The sequence below is a fragment of the Segatella copri genome, from assembly GCF_026015295.1.
GTDB classification, from domain to species: Bacteria; Bacteroidota; Bacteroidia; order Bacteroidales; family Bacteroidaceae; genus Prevotella; species Prevotella copri_C.
The window spans coordinates 2,795,902-2,812,789 of record NZ_JAPDUW010000001.1; the positions used below are offsets into that span (position 1 = coordinate 2,795,902).

12 protein-coding genes are annotated in these 16,888 nt (G+C 46.4%); 9 read left to right on the plus strand and 3 right to left on the minus strand.

Annotated features, from left to right (window positions below; all coding sequences use genetic code 11):
• Positions 1–29: 29 nt before the first annotated feature.
• Positions 30–2,093, minus strand: coding sequence for a tetratricopeptide repeat protein (locus ONT18_RS11790; RefSeq protein WP_181992796.1), 2,064 nt, complete (start codon positions 2,091–2,093; stop codon positions 30–32).
• Between the two features lie 212 nt (positions 2,094–2,305).
• On the opposite strand from ONT18_RS11790, the gene ONT18_RS11795 reads away from it, so the two are divergent.
• Positions 2,306–3,925 (plus strand): RluA family pseudouridine synthase, encoded by a 1,620-nt coding sequence (locus ONT18_RS11795; protein WP_264905755.1) that lies wholly within the window; start codon positions 2,306–2,308, stop codon positions 3,923–3,925.
• A 68-nt stretch (positions 3,926–3,993) separates the two neighbouring features.
• On the opposite strand, the gene ONT18_RS11800 is transcribed toward ONT18_RS11795, so the two are convergent.
• Entirely contained in the window at positions 3,994–5,652 is a 1,659-nt protein-coding gene (locus ONT18_RS11800) for a putative transporter (RefSeq protein ID WP_264905757.1), read from the minus strand.
• A gap of 154 nt (positions 5,653–5,806) precedes the next feature.
• On the opposite strand from ONT18_RS11800, the gene ONT18_RS11805 reads away from it, so the two are divergent.
• The 7 genes from ONT18_RS11805 to ONT18_RS11835 all read left to right on the plus strand — a co-directional run bounded on the left by ONT18_RS11805 (position 5,807) and on the right by ONT18_RS11835 (position 14,609).
• Positions 5,807–6,676, plus strand: a complete 870-nt coding sequence (locus ONT18_RS11805; RefSeq protein WP_264905759.1) for a PfkB family carbohydrate kinase — start codon at positions 5,807–5,809, stop codon at positions 6,674–6,676.
• Between the two features lie 66 nt (positions 6,677–6,742).
• Complete coding sequence (locus tag ONT18_RS11810) at positions 6,743–8,809, plus strand: AAA domain-containing protein (RefSeq protein ID WP_264905761.1); 2,067 nt, start codon at positions 6,743–6,745, stop codon at positions 8,807–8,809.
• 15 nt (positions 8,810–8,824) lie between these two features.
• Entirely contained in the window at positions 8,825–9,226 is a 402-nt protein-coding gene (locus tag ONT18_RS11815; protein WP_022121599.1) for a hypothetical protein, read from the plus strand.
• Between the two features lie 53 nt (positions 9,227–9,279).
• Positions 9,280–10,644, plus strand: a complete 1,365-nt coding sequence (locus ONT18_RS11820) for an MATE family efflux transporter (protein ID WP_264905764.1) — start codon at positions 9,280–9,282, stop codon at positions 10,642–10,644.
• 99 nt (positions 10,645–10,743) lie between these two features.
• The gene (locus ONT18_RS11825; RefSeq protein WP_264905766.1) at positions 10,744–11,295 is read left to right on the plus strand and encodes a sigma-70 family RNA polymerase sigma factor; all 552 of its coding nucleotides are present in this window, start codon (positions 10,744–10,746) and stop codon (positions 11,293–11,295) included.
• A gap of 10 nt (positions 11,296–11,305) precedes the next feature.
• Positions 11,306–11,956 carry a DUF4974 domain-containing protein gene (locus ONT18_RS11830; RefSeq protein ID WP_264905768.1) on the plus strand — a complete coding sequence of 217 codons (651 nt, stop codon included), beginning with the start codon at positions 11,306–11,308 and terminating at the stop codon, positions 11,954–11,956.
• 82 nt (positions 11,957–12,038) lie between these two features.
• A complete protein-coding gene (locus ONT18_RS11835) occupies positions 12,039–14,609 on the plus strand; it encodes a TonB-dependent receptor (RefSeq protein ID WP_264905770.1) in 2,571 nt (856 codons plus the stop codon).
• An 82-nt stretch (positions 14,610–14,691) separates the two neighbouring features.
• Here ONT18_RS11835 and ONT18_RS11840 read toward each other — a convergent pair whose 3' ends face one another.
• Positions 14,692–15,564, minus strand: a complete 873-nt coding sequence (locus ONT18_RS11840) for a tetratricopeptide repeat protein (protein WP_264905771.1) — start codon at positions 15,562–15,564, stop codon at positions 14,692–14,694.
• A gap of 946 nt (positions 15,565–16,510) precedes the next feature.
• Between ONT18_RS11840 and ONT18_RS11845 the strand changes: the two genes are divergently transcribed.
• Positions 16,511–16,876, plus strand: coding sequence for a hypothetical protein (locus ONT18_RS11845; RefSeq protein WP_264905773.1), 366 nt, complete (start codon positions 16,511–16,513; stop codon positions 16,874–16,876).
• The last annotated feature ends 12 nt before the right edge of the window (positions 16,877–16,888 follow it).

Here is a 16,888-nt window from a genome sequence, read left to right on the forward strand (position 1 = left end):
TTTCGTTTTAAATTCTTATGAAAAGTTTCTTACTTAAAGACATTATAATCGTAATTACATGGAACTCCGATACTTACACATATTCCTCTATTCCTGGTACCACCCTCCTCTTCTGATGCTCCTCTGTTGCTCTGCATCTTGAAAAACATCTTGCGTTCGTTGCTTGCATTAAGCATTTCGATGGTACTGTTCAGAATTCTCAATCCGGTTCCCGTACTGGCAGCACAATTTTTCTTTTTCTTGCCAACGGTACCCGAAACTCCACATCCGTTGTCTGTAACATCTATGCGGAGCATATCGTCCTCAACCCAGATGTTTACATCCAGCAAAGGCTTATCTTCCGTCTCTTTCATTCCCACAAAAGCATGTTTCAAAGCATTCTCTACAGGAATCTGGATAATCATAGACGGCAGCATGAGCTTCATATCCACATCCTTGGCAACATGGAACTGAGGCATCGGAAGGAACGGATTGGTTTCATGGCGAAGAGTAGAATAGCTCGTCACCATCTGCAGTTCCTCTTCCAAACTTACCGCCATCTTATCGCAAGAAAGCAAGTAGGCACGCAGTACCTGTATCAGGAGCTGAAGCGGTTTGACATTAACCCCCTTCGGAAGATTAGATACGAAGATATTGAGCACATTAAATACAAAATGAGGCGAGAAACGATTGCGCACATTCTCCATCTTCAGAGCCATCATCCGGTTCATCTCCTCATGATGCTGATGCTTGCTGCGCAACCATTTGTAACGGAGGAAAGCGATGAGAGCCAACACGCTCATTACCAGCAAGCCGATAATCAGGAGCAGGATGACTCTAAAGGATCTTACCTCTGCTTGCGTGGTGCTAAGGGATAAATCACGGCGAACGATGGCCGTATCCTGCTTGAATCTCAATTCATTCTCCTGAACATTCGAAACCATCGTAGCGTTACGGAGCGAATCGTCGTACTGATTCATCAGTTTCTGATATTGCAGAGCCTTGGCATATTGTCCCTTGCGCTCACAAAGAGCCGCCAGTCCCTTATGATAAAGGTAAAGATAATTAGGCGACATCTTGGAGAGATCGTATGGCTTGTTCAAAATCTCGGTAGCCTTCGCCAGACTATCCTGCTTCAGAGCCAGAGATGCATTCAACCCATCCACATAGAATTGCACATCGCTCTGCATGGAGGGCTGGGCAAAGAAGAATTTCGTGGTAAGAGTCAGATATTTCTGTGCAGAATCCAACCGGTTGAGTTCCAGATAAGTCTGTCCGAGATTAGCATCAACAATAGCCGTCGCCAGGGGCTGTTCCATCTGCCGTGTAGCCTTTTGAGCTTTCAGGAAGCATTTCAGAGCCTCAGCCGGTTTTTCCTGACTGCTGTACACATTTCCCCAACTGTTGTAAAAGAAATGAACATCTTTCGGATTCTTTGGCGGATACAGGCGTTCAGCCTTCTGGAAATAATGATGCGCCAGCTGATAGTTCTGCAAATCATTATAAACCTGTCCCAGTCCTGAGAGAATACTGTTCTGGGCTTCATGCTGATTCAGAGAATCTGCCAGGAAATAGGCACGGCGATACCAGGAAGAAGCATCCGCCAGCTTACCCATCTGTCTGGACGCATCGGCAATATTGATACATACATCAATCGCCTCGCCGCAACTGTCAAGGTTCATGATTTCATGATAAGCTTTCTCATAATAATTCAAAGCCTCCTTCCTCTTGCCGGAAACCAGCAAAAGTATGCCTTGCAGATTATCAGCACAAGAAAGAATTCTGTTGTCAGGAGTTTGTTTGCAATAAGCGTTAACCGAATCTATCAACGACTGGCATTGGGCATCAGCCCCCTTCATATAATAACATTTAGCTATTAATAATTTTTTCCATTGATCGCTTTTATCGGGATTACCTTCACATTTGAAATTTCTTATCAGCATGATCATCGAATCAGGATGACTCTGCATGAGAGATTGGTGACCGGACACAAATTCATCGATATCTTTATGCCACGACTCATCACCCTTCTGCCGATGAGAACAAGCGGCAAACAGCAGCATCAGAACGAATAACCACAGAAGGCACAGTCCGTTCTTAATCTGCATCGTCATTATCTTTCTATATACACTTACCATGATAGACTATTTAAATGAATTTATGTTTCAGTTGCGAAAGTACAACAAAAAATCCAAATAGACAAAAAAATAACTGAAAAACTCATTTTTTATATAAAATATGAACTAAAACGCGTTTAAATGTGTATCTTTGTAGCATGGAAATGCATTTATTCAAAAATATAGAACTAAATAATATACCTGAAAGGATGAACAATCCATTCAGCTACGAACCTCATCCGCTCTGCATCGAAGCATGCAAGGAGCTGCAAGCTGAACTCTCACAGCGAAACGACTGGCGGGAGGAAATAGACCGTGGAAAGATGTTCGGCATACTTATCGTAGAAGCCGACAATGGTAAGATTGGCTATCTGAGAGCTTATAGCGGACAGATTGGCGGCAGAAGCGACTGGGAAGGTTTTGTGCCAGCCGTTTTCGATTATCTTCAACCCGACGGATATTTCAAGGTACATGAGGCTGAGATTTCGGAAATGAACCAGCAAATCAGACAGTTTGAAGCCAACGAAACCCTGATAAAGGCGAAAAACCTGATTGATGATTTGCAGCAAAAGCGCCAGGAAGTTATCGCAAACTATCAGACAAAGATAAAAGAAGCAAAGGAAATGCGAGATGCAAGGCGCCAGGAAGCCCTTTCGGCAGGAACGCCCCTGAGCGAAGAAGAGGAGAAAGCGATGATAAAAGAGAGCCAGTTTATGAAGGCAGAACTGAAGAGGCTGAAAAAGTCGATAAACGAAAAGACGGCGTACGAAACGCTATATGAAAACTACGAAAAGGATTTGAAAAGTGCGAAACAGCTCCGCAAACAGTTATCTGAAGAACTTCAGCAATGGCTGTTTTCGAAATTCCAGATGCTGAATGCGGAAGGAGAAACCAAGGACCTGCTGGAGATTTTCAAGGACGAGGCGATTAAGATTCCACCTGCCGGAAGTGGAGAATGCTGCGAGCCGAAACTCCTGCAATACGCTTACCAGCATGGCTACAAGCCTCTGCAGATGGCTATGTTCTGGTGGGGAGAGAGTCCGAAAGAAGAAATCAGACATCATCTTCTGTTTTATCCTGCCTGCAACGGAAAATGCAAACCGATACTACATTGGATGCTGCCTAAAACAGTCTTTGAAACCCAACAGACCGAAACTACTATATATAATAAGGTGGAAACGCTCTACGAAGACCGTGAACTGGCAGTCATCTATAAGCCCGAAGGTTTACTCTCGGTTCCCGGGAAAGATGCAGCCCAGCCTTCCGTCTACGCTCTGATGCGCAGGAAATATCAGGAAGCTACTGGTCCGCTCATCGTCCACCGTCTGGACATGGCAACAAGCGGACTGATGATTATTGCCAAGACCGAGTTTGCCTATCATCGCCTGCAGAAGGAGTTTCTGAATCATCGGGTTCAGAAGAAGTACGTAGCCATCGTTTGCGGAAAAGACAAGGAATCGTGCAACCGGATTCTGAAAGAAGCTGAAGGCGGAAGAGGTTACATCTCGCTCCCCCTGATAGCAGATTTCCTAGACCGTCCACGCCAGATGGTAAACCGCGAACAGGGCAAGGAAGCCATTACAGAATACGAGGTTCTAGAGCGTATTGACGATACCCATCTTCGCCTGGCGCTTTATCCTAAAACGGGCAGGACGCACCAGCTGAGAGTGCATTGTGCTCATCAGGAAGGTCTGAATGCCCCTATCATCGGCGATCCGCTCTACGGCAACGAGCCGGCAACAAGACTGCATCTTCATGCAGAGGAAATCACATTTGAGCACCCGATGACGGGAAAGAAGATGACTATAACAAGAAAGGCTGATTTCTAACCGAAACCAGCCTTTCTTCATATCTGCGGATGACAGAATCCGCAGAAACAGATGAAAACATCGTAACATCAGACAAAGAACATCACGATAACCTGAGCTATCACCACTCTGATAAACATGCCGAGCGGATAAACCGTAGCATAACTGATACTTGGCGTATCGCCATCCAGCGTCTCGTTGGCGTAAGTCAAAGCCATCGGATTCGCCATACTTCCACAGAGGATTCCGCAGATACTGCCGAAGTCATACTTCTTGGTCTTCAGGATGATGAGACCTACGATAACCACAGGCACAACCGTGATAAGGAAACCGATGCCTACCCACATCAAACCTTCCGGACGGACTACCGTCTCGAAGAACTGTCCACCAGCCGCCAATCCCAGGCAACCGAGATAGAGGGCAAGACCCAGTTCTCGCAGCATCAGCCCCGCACTTCGCGTCATATAAGAGATGAAATGCACACGAGGCCCCAGCGCACCAATCAGAATACCCATCACGATAGGACCACCGGCAATACCCAGACGTACAGGAGCCGTCATTCCAGGAATATCCAGAGGAACGGTTCCTACGGCTAGACCGAGAATGATTCCGAGGAAGATAGCGCCGAGGTTCGGCTCGTTCAGGGTCTTTACGGCATTACCCAGAAACTGCTCTACATGGTCGATACTCGTAGGGTCGCCAACTACCGTCAGTCGGTCGCCGTACTGCAGACGGAGGTCATCTGTAGCAAGCAGACGGATATCACCACGAAGCACTCGGCTCACATTCACGCCATAGGAATTTCGCATCTGCAGACTGCCCAGGCGCTTGCCGTTCAGTCCCGGACGGGTAACAACGATAATGCGGCTTTCTACCTTCGCATCAATCGCATTCCAGTCTACCTTATCATTATTCCACTCCTTATCCACCTTCTTTCCGAAGAGAATCTGCATCGCCGAGACCTCTTCCTTATTGGTAACCACGAGCACATTATCATTCGTATGAAGTACCGTATCAGCCTGAGGAACAATTACCTGTTCGCCTCTCCACACACGGGAGATGATGAACTTGCGATGCGTCATCATCGTAATCTCTGCGATGGTATTGCCGTTCAGGGCAGGATTCACGATTACATATTGTCCGATAGACGTATGGTCGTCATCATCATTATTGCGAATCTCCAGATCTTCCGGTTTCACAAAGAGTTTGCGCAAGAGCATCATCGCCAGGATAACGCCCACAACACCCAACGGATAAGTAACAGCGCAGCCCAGAGCCGCACCTTCGCTAGGCAAGCCCAACTGCTGCAACGCCTGCTGGGCAGCACCAAGGGCAGGCGTATTGGTTGTGGCGCCACACAGAATGCCCATCATATCAGGCAGACTGATTGGCAAAATCCAGCACAAGCCGAGCGAGAACAAGGTTCCCACCAGGATGACAGCCAGACTCCAGAGATTAAGTGAAATGCCTTCGTGACGCATCGAACCGAAGAAGTTAGGACCCACATAAAGACCCAGCACATACACAAACATGGTAAGGCCGAAGCTTTCTGCAAACTCCAGCATGTTCTGGTCAATAGAGAGTCCGAGATGACCCGCTATAATACCCACGAAGAATACGAAGGCTATGCCAAGGGAGATTCCTTTGACATGAATCTTGCCGAGGGCAAGACCCAAAGTACAAATCAAAGACAGGATGACGATGCCTTGCACCGCCGAATGCACGTTGATTAAATTATCAAACCACATAATGTTTCTTTATATCTATTCTAGATAAAACTTTAAAAGTTGCTTTTTCTCGATGCAAAGGTACATTAAAATGCGAACAAAACAAAATAATTCCCATTTTTTTTTGTATTATTCTCGATTTGCAGTACCTTTGCATCCGCAAAATGTAATAAAAATGAAAGATATTTGTTGTATTGGGCACGTAACAAAGGATAAAATCGTGACCCCGAGCAGTACGGTTTACATGGCTGGCGGCACCTCTTTTTATTTTGCCTACGCCATCAACCAATTGCCAAAGGATGTAAGTTTTTCGCTCATTACGGCGATGGATCCTACCGAGAAGGAACCGGTTGAAAAGATGCTCAAGGCTGGAATAGACGTCACCTTGAACCCATCGCGCAATACGGTTTTCTTCGAGAATATTTATGGCGATAATCCCAACGACCGTAAGCAGCGTGTGCTTGCCAAGGCAGATCCTTTCACCATCCAGCAGCTGGAGCATGTAGAGGCCAAGGTCTTCCACCTGGGCAGTCTGCTGAGCGATGATTTCTCGCCAGAAGTGGTTGCCTTTCTTGCCAAGAAGGGAAATGTTTCCATCGATGTGCAGGGATATCTGCGCGAGGTGAGAGACGAGAAAGTTTACGCCATCGACTGGAAGGACAAGCTCGATGTGCTCAAGAACACCTATTATCTGAAGGTGAATGAGACAGAAATGGAGACCATTACCGGACTGAAGGACCCGAAGGAAGCCGCCAAGCTGATTCATGCCTGGGGCGTAGCCGAGGTTATCATCACCCTGGGTAGCGAGGGCTCTCTGGTTTATGTAGATGATACGTTCTACGACATTCCAGCCTATCCTCCTCATGAAGTAGTAGATGCTACCGGATGCGGCGATACCTATTCGGCAGGCTATCTCTACAAGCGCCTGCAGGGAGCCAATCCGGTAGAAGCCGGCAAGTTTGCGGCAGCCATGTGTACCATCAAACTGGAGCACAACGGACCATTCAACCGCACCATCCAGGACGTAGAACGCATCATGAAATAAATTTTAGATAATTTATCCTATTATCTTCTTATTTTTGCCTGAATTGGTGTAACTTTGCATCCAATTATGGAACAGATTTCACCAATTCAGGCATTATTGCAGCAACGCACCCTGCTCCAGCTGGAGTATTATACCGAGAAAGAAGCCTTCCGCAAGCTTACCGAACAGATGGGCATGCAGCGGAAGGTGAAACGAGGTGATGCCTGGTTCCCGCTACAGGTGGGAAAGAGCTTTTATAATTCGCTGAACCAGACAGCCATAGAGGTTTTCCGAACCTCTGACCAGGATATCGAGCACAATTTTGAGTTCGGTCGCCCCGTCATGTTCTTTATGGTCAAGAAGATGGGCAAGAATGAGAACCAGGGCAACACAGCCCTTCAGCAGCCAGAAAACGCTTCAGACGCTAATCATAAAGTTCAAAATTCAAATCTCAAAGGTCAAAGTATAAAATATTTCTCCTTCACCGGAACCGTGAGTTATGTGGATGGCGACAGAATGGTGGTTACCGTACCCGATTCTGCCCCTCTGCTCGAACTTCAGCAGTCAACCGATCCTATCGGCGTACAGCTATCCTTTGACGAAACCAGCTACAAACTGATGTTCGAGGCCTTGGACCGCGTGATGAAGGCGAAGAACAACCGTCTGGCTTATCTCCGCGATTTATTCTATTCCCATCAGAAGGCAGGAAGATTCTCCTTCGAACCGATGAAGTTCCCTTGGCTCAATCCTACCCAGGAAAGGGCTGTGAACGAGGTGCTTTGGGCGAAGGATGTGGCCATCGTTCACGGACCTCCGGGAACCGGAAAGACTACAACCCTGGTGGAAGCCATCAACGAAACCCTGATGCGTGAGAGCCAGGTTCTGGTGTGTGCACAGAGCAATATGGCGGTAGACTGGATTTCAGAAAAACTGGTGGATAGAGGCATCAACGTGCTCCGTATCGGAAACCCGACCCGCGTGAACGACAAGATGCTGGGCTTCACCTACGAGCGCCGCTTTGAGAGCCATGCTGATTACCCTCAGCTTTGGGCAATCCGCAAGGCAATCAGGGAATTAAGAAAGAACAGAAAGAAGGGTAGCGAAAACTATCATCAGAAGATGGACAGGCTGAAGAGCCGTGCTGCTGAAATAGAACTCCGCATCAACGCAGAACTCTTTGGCGAGGCGCGTGTCATCGCCTGTACCCTCGTAGGCTCAGCCCATCATCTGCTGGAAGGCATGAAGTTCGGTACCCTCTTTATCGACGAGGCTGCGCAGGCTTTGGAAGCTGCCTGCTGGATTCCGATGAAGAGAGCCAGCCGGGTGATTCTGGCGGGCGACCATTGTCAGCTGCCGCCTACCGTAAAGAGTATTGCGGCATTAAGAGCCGGACTGGGCAAGACCCTGATGGAGCGCATCGCCGAAAACAAGCCGGAGGTGGTAACCCTGCTGAAAATCCAATACCGCATGAACGACGAAATCATGCGATTCTCCAGCGACTGGTTCTACGGGGGCAAGGTGGAGAGTGCGCCTCAAATCAAATACCGGAGCGTATTGGATTACGACCATCCGATAACGTGGATTGATACATCAAACGAGGAGAATCAGATAACGATAGAAGGAGAAGATGCTCCCGAGGATTCTGCTTCCACATCATCTTCTGTATCTGCAGCCAATCAGAATTCTGATTTGAACTTCAAGGAGCAGTTTGTGGGCGAGAGTTTCGGGCGCATCAACAAGGCAGAAGCCGAGCTAACCCTGCTGACCCTGGCGGAATACTTCACCAAGATAAGCAAACGGCGCGTTTTGGAGGAAAGAATCGATGTAGGCATCATTTCGCCTTATCGTGCCCAGGTACAATATCTCAAGAAACTCATCAAGAAGTATGAATTCTTCAAGCCTTACCGCCGTCTGATCAGCGTAAACACGGTAGATGGTTTCCAGGGGCAGGAAAGAGACGTGATCCTCATCTCCCTGGTACGTTCCAACGACGAGGGCCAGATTGGATTCCTGAAAGACCTCCGTCGCATGAACGTGGCGATGACGAGAGCCAGAATGAAGCTCATCATCCTGGGCAACAAGGACACAATGACGAAACATCCTTTCTACAAGAAACTGTGGGAGTATGTGGAAGCTATCAACAACAACGAATAAAATAAAGACTATTTTATGCTACAACGAGACTACATACAGCGGTTGATTCGCGAGTTTATGGCGGCACTCGAAAGAATGCTCGAAAAGAAAGAGGTGGAGGTGAGACGTGAGAAGATTAAGGAGCTCTACAATCAATACGTAGGTCCTTACGCCTTCTACAGCATCGCCACCATTGAGGACGTGATGAAGGCGATGGCAGGAATAGAGGACGAGGAGAAGCGACTCTCCAAGATGGACATGCTTGCCGAGCTCTATTATCACGAGGCAGATATGGTGGGACAGCCCACAAGAGACGAACTCCTGAACAAGGCGTTCATGCTCTTCGATTATGTGGAAACCCACGGAGATACCTTCTCCATCGAACGCCGCAACAAAATGGCACAAATCAAACAGAAGATTGGAGATGCACTCAAATAAAGAGTGCATCCTCCTTATATTTTTAGGATAACAAAAACTAATCATAAAATTCAATGGTCAAAACTCAAAGTTCAAAGTCTACTAATGACATGACAGTAGGCTCGCCTTTGCGAGCCATCATCAAATTTGCGATTCCGCTGATTCTAGGCTACATCCTTCAACAGATGTATCTCATTATCGATGCCGCCATCGTGGGAAGATGGATTGGCGTGGGGGCACTTGCGGCAGTAGGCGCATCCAGCTCCATCATGTTTCTCATCATGGGTTTCTGCAACGGCTCCTGTGCCGGTTTTGCCATCCCTGTCGCCCAGGCTTTCGGTGCCAGGGATTATGCCAAGATGCGGGCTTATGTAAGCAACAGCATCCGCATCGCCGTGGTGTTTGCCGTGGTCATCACCTTTCTTTCCTGCATCTTCTGCGGAAAGATTCTGCACCTGGTGAATACGCCGAAGGAGGTGTTCGATGACGCCTACATCTTCCTGATGCTGCAGTTTGCGGCGATTCCTTTCACTATCGCCTACAATCTGCTCTCCGGTCAGATCCGTGCTCTGGGCAACTCGAAACAGCCTTTCTATTTCCTCATCACAGCTTCCGTTATCAACATTATTCTAGATGGCATTCTGATTCTCGGTATGGGGTTAGGTATAGAGGGAGCAGGTATTGCCACTTGGCTTTCACAGGGAATCTCCGTGCTGCTCTGTATCTGGTTTATCAAGAAGAAAATGCAGATTCTGATTCCGAAGGGAGAAGAAAGGAATTTCGATAATAAGAAGATAAGCATTCTGCTGAACAACGGCGTTCCGATGGGATTGCAGTTCTCGATTACCGCCATTGGTCTCATCATGCTCCAGAGTGCCAACAACGCTCTGGGAACGGTTTATGTGGCTGCATTTACTGCCTCTATGCGCATCAAATATCTCTTTACCTGCGTTTTTGAGAACATCGGCGTGGCGATGGCTACCTATTGCGGTCAGAACCTGGGAGCCCGGAAGTTGGATAGAATCGGTCAAGGCGTAAGGGCTTCCATCAGGATGATGCTGGTTTATTTCGTTTTCACCTTCCTGCTCATCTATCCGTTTGCCAACGAGATGATGATGCTCTTCGTGGATAAGGGCGAGGCTGAGGTGGTAACTTATGCTGCCCAGTTTATGCGCATCGCCAACTATTTCTATCCTTGTCTGGGCTTGCTCACCATCCTGCGCTACAGCATCCAGGGCTTGGGTTACAGCAATCTCTCGATGCTGAGTGGCGTAATGGAAATGATAGCGAGATGCGGTGTGAGTCTCTGGCTGGTGCCAGCCCTGGCGTGGACGGGAGTCTGCTTCGGCGACCCTGTAGCGTGGGTCATGGCAGATCTCTTCCTCATTCCCGCCTTCCTGTGGCTTTATAAGCATCTGAAGAAGGAGCAAGTCCGATAGGGTATTTTTGACGTTTTAAAAATTTGCATAAAAAAATATTCTGCTAAGGGTTAGGAAAATGAAAATTCGATTGTAATATAGGCAAAAGAAAATAAAGTAATGCAAATAAACAAAGAAACGATAGAACAGCTCTTCCGGCAGCATTATCTGAGGATGTACCAATTGGCCAGGGTACTTCTGAAGGACGATGCAGCCAGCAAGGATGTGGTGAGCGAAGTCTTTGCCGATGTGCTCGACGGAAAGACCCAACTGGGTCTTGATAACGAGACAATAGCCAGCGATTCGCCCCTGCCTTCCACTAACGCCGGGAGCTATCTTCTGGTGTGTGTGCGCCATAAATGCCTCAACCTGTTGAGCCGACAGAAGATGAAAGACCGGGTTCATCATCTTCTGAAAGCCGATACTTCGCCTTCGATAGCTCCCCTGGAAGCGACGATTGCCGAAATAGACAAGGAGACCGAAAAGTACGAGGCAATTCAGGCTTATATGGATACTGAACTCACGCCACAAACCCGCAAGGTACTCAATCTCCGTTTTCGGCAGAAACTGAAATATCGGGAGATTGCTACGGAATTGGGCATCAGCGAAGTGGCAGTTTATAAGCATCTGGCGCAAGGCATCAGAAAATTAAAGCAAAAGTTTAACCCTTAGCAGATTTATTATGGACAAGTTTGAAAAAATACTGGATATCATCGACCATCAGGAGAAGTATTCTGATGAGGAGATTCGTGAAATATTGCAGGATGAGGAATGCCGAAAACTCTATCAGACGATGGTGGAAGTGGATTCTGCACTTGAAAGCCCCTCTCCTATTATTAATGTAGATGAGGAATGGGAGAAATTCAGCCAGGAACATCAACTTCAGGAAAAAGCATCCCATCCTATAACTTCCTGGCGTAAACTGGCAGCATCCATCGCCGGCTTTGTCTTGATTTCGGGTATTGCCTTTGCCGCAATCCATACTTACATCAAGCGCAGTCAGGAACCTACCCAGGTAACGGCTGATACTCATCCGGAAGTCATAAAATCAGATTCCGCAAAGCAGGTAGCAGGAAAGGATTCCCTGACTCATCCGAAACCAGAAAAGCCAGCCATTCACAAGACTTTCGAGAATGTGGCTTTCGAGAAGATGCTTTCTGAAATTGCTTCTTATTATGATTTACAAGTGAAGTTTGAGAATAACGAGGACAAGACCCTCCGCCTCTATTACGAATGGAACAGTCATTCGAACATCGAGAACATCGTAAAAGAACTGAACCAATTCGAGAATGTAAACATCGAATTGCAACAAAACGAGCTGATTGTAAAATAACAAGCTTATCAAAAGTAAGCATAATATTATCGACTCTCAAAGTAATCATAAAGTTCAAAGCTCAAAGTTAAAAAGTATCATTATGAGAAGATTTTCAGCCATCATATTCCTGCTGTGCACTTTCGCCCTGGCGATGAGCGCACAGCACATCCAGCGCAACTATCACAACCGCAGCATGTCAGACGTTCTCATCGACCTCGACAAGGCTTCCAAGCGCTATAAAATCAGCTTCATCTACAACGAACTGGAGGATTTCACAGTTACCCAGAACGTGAAGACAGCCAATATTCCCGATGCCATCCGCAAGGTAATCGGCTTCTATCCGATGCAGATGACCGTAGGTGACAGCCTCATCACGGTAGAATGCATACGCAAGAGCGAGCGCAAGCTGATAGGCAGACTGATAGACAATCACAATCTTCCTGTAGAATTCGCCAATATCCAGCTGCTCAACCCGAAGGATTCCTCCTTTCTCTGTGGAGGCGTGAGCAACGCCAATGGCGATTTCGTCATCCCCTGCCAGCAGAAGCAGGTCCTCATGAAGGTTTCGTTCGTAGGCTACAAGACGATTTGCAAGCTGGTACCTATTGCCCGTATCGGAAATGTGAAGATGCAGGCGAATTCATACCTGTTGAAAGGGGTGACCGTTGAAGCCGCAAGGGTTGTAGAAAAAGTAGATAGACAAATCATCTTCCCTACAAAAGAGCAGGTGAAAACGGCTTCCAATGGTTATGATCTGTTGGACAACTTGTCTTTGCCTACCATTATCGTAAATCGAGCAGAACGCAAAGTTCTGTCATTAAAGGGCGGAGATGTGCAAATACGCATCAACGATGTCAAGGCTAGCATGCAAGATGTATTGGCTTTGCAGCCGGATGAAGTTACAAAGGTGGAATTCATCAATGTTCCAGGACTCAAATATGGAGACAGCAATCTGGATGCAGTCATCAACTACCAGGTCCGCCGACGTTATGCCGGTTATGTGGGTGGAGTTTCTACGATGCAAGGCACCAAGGCAGGTTTCAATAATAGCGACGGTTATTTCAAATACAATGTGAAGAAATCGGAATTCAGCATCAACTACAGTTTCTCCTATCGCTCGGTAGAGGAACGAAGCTATGAGAGTCTCGGTACTTATCATCTGCCCACAGGAGAAACTCTACATCGCAATTATTTAGGTTATGATTCTCCGTTCCTATACACCACCAATAATGTACAGTTGGGTTATAATCTTAGTGAGCCAGACAAATATACATTGAATGTACGGTTGAATTTCTACAATCACAACAGTCCTGTGAGAGGCATGAACCAGCTTTATCAGGAAAGCGGCAAGGCGGACCAGTATCTGCTGAACAACAGAAAAATGCTGGAGCAGATTCCATCTCTGGACATTTATTATTCGCTCAACATGCCCCATGACCAGAACCTGGCTCTGAACCTGGTGGGTACTTACATCGGAACAGATTACCAATATCGTATGAGGGAATATACGTTCAACAAATCGCCGGATGAATCTGTAAAGAACGCTCCGCTGACCGATTACAGTTATGATGCAACTGGTAGAAAGCGCTCTCTTATTGGTGAAGGAACATACAGCAAGAACTGGAAACAGATGGCTTTATCGGTAGGTGGGCAATATAATATCAGCCACACAGATAACATCTATGTGGGAAGCAGTAATGCTGATACGGAATTGAAGTACAGCAATCTCTATCTTTTCACCCAGCTACAGGGACAGCAGAAGTGGTTCAGTTATCAGGTGGGAGTTGGTGCAACCAGGTCTTCCATCCATCAGGGGGAGAACGGATACAGCAAATGGCTGTTTCGACCACAGGTAACTTTACAGGCAAAGGCTAGCGACCGTCTGAGTTTTAAATGGAGCAGCAAAATCACGTCAGACATCCCAAGCCTTTCCGACTTGAGCGAGTTGCGCCAATATTCCAACAGCTTTGAGGCGCGTGACGGCAATAGCGGTCTGAAGCCATTTACCGGCTACAACAATACCTTGTCGGCTTCCTGGAACATTCCGCTGATGTCTGTGTACCTGGAGGGAAACTGGACGTATTACGACAAGCCTATAGCTACTTCTATCTTGCCCGAAAAGCGGGAGGATGGCTCTTATCTCTTTGTGAGCAAACCGGAGAATCAGAAGAGTCATGATTACAAGCACCTGCTGTTGACTCCTGAAGTTCACCTCATCAAGGATCATCTGGATTTGAACCTTATGTGCGAGTATCAGAATGTCAAGACAAAGGGTTTGGATTATTCCCACGAGTTCAATTACTTCAGTTATGGAGCAGAAATTCGGTACATGAAGGGCAATTGGAACATTGGCTATGGTGCCTATAAGGTGGAAAAGAGTTTTTGGGGAGAAAAGACAAACGGCGGAGAGCCAACCTCCAATTTTGCCGTAACCTACAGTTATAAGAACTGGCAGTTTGGCGTTCTCGGATTATTCGTATTCTATCCTCATGGCTGCGTGTATAAGGATGAACTTTTCAACAAGTATGTGCAGCAGAAGAACAAGGTACGCCTTGCTGACCAGGGCAACATGCTTGTCTTTACTGCCAGCTTCAACTTCAGCCATGGCCGCAAATACCATACAGGCAGCCGTAAGCTGAACAATAGCGATAGAGATAATGGTATCAGATAGAGCGACGACTTGTAGTTATAAAAAATAATCTTTCTAACTGGGAAAATTTTTTTTTCCAGTTAGAAAGATGAAATTCTATTATTCAGTATTCGTTATAGAAAACCTTATAGGGGTCCATCTGCTGCATTTTTTCCTTGATTTTCTGCTCTATTCCCTCTGATGGTTCCGGAATTTCGGCACCCATTTCCTTGGCAGCAGCCTCATCCTCGGCAGCACCGGCACTATCACCCAGACTTCTGCGAACCTCGCTGCGCTCGCGATACGCATCAATAGAGAAAGGATTTACCTCCATCACCTTACCGTAGGTCTGTTCAGCCTCCTCCATCTTTCCCTGCGCCTTCTCTACACGAGCCTTCAGTAACAGCACATCCTCGTTGCCCGGAATATGCTCATAGAGGAAAGTTGCATCGAGTTCTGCCTCGGAAAGCTGAGCCTGATCCAACAGGATGCTGCCACGAAGCAATCGGGCGGCATAGAAATCCTCACGCTTGCCTATCGCCTCTGTCAGCATCGCCACGGCACGGGGTGCATCACCCAGCCCTCTGCAGGCTCTGGCATAGAAGAAATACGTCTCAACATTCTCAGCATCCAGCTGCAGAGCCTTGTCGCATACCTCCAACATGGCAGTATAGTTCTCCATCATATACGCCACATCCGCCATACGCAGCAACACCGCCACGTTGTCGGTCTGGGCTTCCGAGAGAATCTGCAACTGCTCATAGGCTTTCTGCAGATCACCCATAGAGATGTAAGCCTGCGAGAGATAGTCGCGGCATTCCAAATCTTCGGCATTCAGCTGCAGAGCGTGTTCCAGAAACTTGGCTGCAAGGTCAAATTGGTGCATGCGGAGAGCACGAACACCATCGTATTTCACCTTGTCGAAGCCCTTTTCCTTCTCCTGTTTCACTTCCTCAGTAGTCTTTTGGCCACCAAATAGCTTTTTAAATATGTTCATAATCCAACTATTTTTTTAGGTTTTGAATTGTTTGTTGTTGAAATCGTATCAAACGACAGGGCAAAAATACGAATAAAATCCCGAAAAACGCCCCTTTTTTGGAAGAAATATTTTCTTTTTTCTGATTACGAGAAGAAAAACATAAACAGAGACGGGCAGGCGGCAATCTTATAAGCATCTGCCTTTTAGAGAGTTAGAATTGTTCCTTAATTCTGCTAAAGGCTTCAAAAATCTCAGTCTCAGTTGTCTCAGTTATTTTTCAAGTACCCCCTCTTTTTCTTTTATTCTTATATATATATTATATATTTATATATAATTAATTAATAATCAACAAGTTACAAAAACAGCAAAAAGGAAAGAAAGAGAAAAATGGGAAAATGATACCCCCTTATTTTTTTACTGAGACAACTGAGACTGAGATTTTTCAAATCAATTGGAACGCTATATTTTGCATTAACTATCTGATAATAAGCCTTCTAGAAGAAAAGAAAGCGTTCCCGTCCCAGTTATTCCAGTTGTTCCAATTAATTTTTCAGCATATCCCACCTACCCCTATTTTTATATATATTATATATATAATTAATTAATAATTAATAAGTTATATAATATAAAGAAGCAAAGAAAAAGGACAAGCAAAAGATATAAACCCACTCAAAATTAATTGGAACAACTGGAACAACCGGAACGCAGCCAACCGGAGCAAGCTAATAGGAACGCAGCCCCCAGGGAAATCCCCTTTTCTCTAGAAGGCAAGCTCAATCCATTTGCTTTTCACCTTAGTAACAGAAAATCATAGGAAAAACATTAATTTTCCTTAAACAAGCCGTTTTCCTGGATTATTTCGAAGTATAGTTAGAAATATTTTCGTATTTTTGCAAAGTATACTTTAAAATATTTCTGTATAGACAAGCAAATTATTAGAAATATCATCATCGACTGTAGATAAATGCAGAGGATAACGCATAAGAGAATCAGATGTTCCTGGCTGCTGCTATTGGTTTACCTGCCGATGCTGCTGGCCGTTACGTTTCACCATCATGGTGAAGCGCAGGGAACTCATGCCGATTTCTATTGTGCCGATTGTGCCCATCATGTTCATCACGACGGGCATCTGATAGCCCTGCAGAATACCATGCACGACTGTGTGCTTTGCCAATTGCAAAGCACTCCTTATCTGGCTCCATCCCTCATGGTTTGGGTTGCCATCGCCGTGCTCCATCTCTCCCCTCGCCGTGCCTTCTGCTCTCCTTGCTTGTGCAGGGCGAAGGGGGTAAAATCTACCCGTGCCCCACCTTATTCTCTGTTTTTATAAATAACTGAATAT

What these genes read in the sequence shown, in the direction of transcription:
- ONT18_RS11790 (WP_181992796.1), bottom strand. Translation starts at nt 2,093, where the DNA reads ATGACGATGCAGATTAAGAACGGACTGTGCCTTCTGTGGTTATTCGTT.
- ONT18_RS11795 (WP_264905755.1), top strand. Translation starts at nt 2,306, where the DNA reads ATGAACAATCCATTCAGCTACGAACCTCATCCGCTCTGCATCGAAGCA.
- ONT18_RS11800 (WP_264905757.1), bottom strand. Translation starts at nt 5,652, where the DNA reads ATGTGGTTTGATAATTTAATCAACGTGCATTCGGCGGTGCAAGGCATC.
- ONT18_RS11805 (WP_264905759.1), top strand. Translation starts at nt 5,807, where the DNA reads ATGAAAGATATTTGTTGTATTGGGCACGTAACAAAGGATAAAATCGTG.
- ONT18_RS11810 (WP_264905761.1), top strand. Translation starts at nt 6,743, where the DNA reads ATGGAACAGATTTCACCAATTCAGGCATTATTGCAGCAACGCACCCTG.
- ONT18_RS11815 (WP_022121599.1), top strand. Translation starts at nt 8,825, where the DNA reads ATGCTACAACGAGACTACATACAGCGGTTGATTCGCGAGTTTATGGCG.
- ONT18_RS11820 (WP_264905764.1), top strand. Translation starts at nt 9,280, where the DNA reads ATGGTCAAAACTCAAAGTTCAAAGTCTACTAATGACATGACAGTAGGC.
- ONT18_RS11825 (WP_264905766.1), top strand. Translation starts at nt 10,744, where the DNA reads ATGCAAATAAACAAAGAAACGATAGAACAGCTCTTCCGGCAGCATTAT.
- ONT18_RS11830 (WP_264905768.1), top strand. Translation starts at nt 11,306, where the DNA reads ATGGACAAGTTTGAAAAAATACTGGATATCATCGACCATCAGGAGAAG.
- ONT18_RS11835 (WP_264905770.1), top strand. Translation starts at nt 12,039, where the DNA reads ATGAGAAGATTTTCAGCCATCATATTCCTGCTGTGCACTTTCGCCCTG.
- ONT18_RS11840 (WP_264905771.1), bottom strand. Translation starts at nt 15,564, where the DNA reads ATGAACATATTTAAAAAGCTATTTGGTGGCCAAAAGACTACTGAGGAA.
- ONT18_RS11845 (WP_264905773.1), top strand. Translation starts at nt 16,511, where the DNA reads ATGCAGAGGATAACGCATAAGAGAATCAGATGTTCCTGGCTGCTGCTA.